This is a genomic window from Waltera sp. (genome assembly GCF_046969025.1).
Classification (GTDB): Bacteria; Bacillota; Clostridia; order Lachnospirales; family Lachnospiraceae; genus Acetatifactor; species Acetatifactor acetigignens.
Window position 1 is genome coordinate 1 of the sequence record NZ_JBKVQF010000051.1, and the last position, 1818, is coordinate 1818.

Genomic DNA, 1818 nt, shown 5'->3' on the forward strand with positions numbered 1-1818 from the left:
TTATAATAATTATTTTCCAACAATCATAATGCAATAATCATTTTCTCCAATCTTCCAAACCTACACTGATATAGTTCAGTGTCTCGTCCCAGATGTCCGGACCCGTGTAGTCCCGGTTGAAGAGGTAGTCGGCATCGAGGCGGAGCAGCTTCCATTCCTGCGTCCCTTCCGCTCTCCAATAGAGGTGAATCACGGGACTTGCGTATCCATGTCCATTAGAGGTTGTCGGTCTCGGATAATACTTCGTGACCTTACACTCTACAATTCCTTTCCAATAACGGATTCCCGGCTGAATATCCACCTTCACCGTTCCGATTTCGTCACACCACTGGTTATCATTGACCGCATCCTCTCTTCTCGTTCCCAGTCGGTACGAATTTGATTTTGGCTTGAACTCCCTTTCCCATACCGCCTTGATTTCTCCCTTGAGCGCACCTTTTCCCTTGTTGGAAAGGGTATATACCACTTTGAAGGGCTGATTATAGGGAATATCATAGCTAAAGAAATTCGAATTCTTTTCTTCCTTCTCCAAGAAGATATTCCTCAGTGACGGTAGATTATCGGGTGCCTGTGGTTTTACTTCGTATATCCAGTCCTCAGCTGTTCCTTCCCTGTCATATCCTCTTGCCTTGAACCAAGTCGATTCTCCTTTCCTTTGGAAGAGAGGCACGAGCTGGTATGTACCCGGTGCAGCAGTCACATAGCACTGGATTTTCTTTCCGTCCCAACCATCCACCTTGATGTCAATGGGCTGGAACTTCTCCACTATCTCGTCCGTTCCCGGTCTCATGAAGACGAATCTCAGTTTACCTTCAAACGGTTCCGTTCCCGAATGCGAATAGAACAGCCCGAACGGTTTTCCTTCGTTTTGGTAGCAGTCATAGCCGAACTGGGTATGATTCGTAGAGATTGAGAACATATTTTCCCAATCCGTAAATCCAATTTCCTTCAATACGATGTCATCCGTCTTTCCGAACTGACTCCAGTACTGCACGTCAATGGGCACATCTTCCCTGTTGACTGCCGCATTGTATTCTCCCTTAATCTTGATGGTATAGGTATAAATCATCCCCATTTCCCACCTGTCAGATTCCGGGAATACATATTCCTTCCGCTCCCCGTCCAGACTGAAGGAGAGGGAAATACCATAGTTTGACCCCCATGTAGGGAGAATAGCCTCCGGTATTGTCGGGTGTTCGTCATCGAGCATGAATCCGCCTCCGATAGGGATAGAAATTCTTTCATCGCCCTCAGGACCTGACAAGCCACTTATATAGTCCATTTCAATGACACGCGGTACATTATCCATCGCCATATCCGTAATCACTCCCTCACCGAGATATTCGTCACGCACCACTTTAATACGGACAAGAGAGAGCGCATGCTTCATTTCGGGCTGTGCAGTCGTGAAATCCGAGTTCACGGTACACTGACCATACATCACATCCTCCTGCTTGGATATATCAAAATAGATGAATGGATTCACCGTGCTTATCTCTCCTTTCACATAGGGGTGGTATGCATATACGGTCTGTTCCTTCTTCACCTCGTAGGGCTGTGCAGCAGTCCAGCTCTCGCCGTTGAAGGTGTATTCAAGGTTTGTACCTTCCGTGAACAGCCCCATTCTGTTCCCGGTCTGCCACTGGGTAATCACTCCGCTCCTTGCTTCGACCATGTTCTGAAGTGTCGGGCTGAGCTTCATGCAGATGCTCTCGTCAATGACGGGCTTATCCTCCGGCTTTCCGGTCTGTTCCTGATTCGGTTTCGGTACTTCGGGAATTTCCTCCTTGCTGCATGCAGCCAATGACATCATTGCAG

The 1818-nt window shown here is 47.7% G+C and carries 1 protein-coding gene; it reads right to left on the bottom strand.

The features are described 5' to 3' along the window. Window positions 1–37: 37 nt before the first annotated feature. On the bottom strand, window positions 38–1818 hold a 1781-nt coding region (locus tag ACLTOH_RS15205), incomplete at its 5' end, for a fimbrillin family protein (RefSeq protein WP_412224358.1).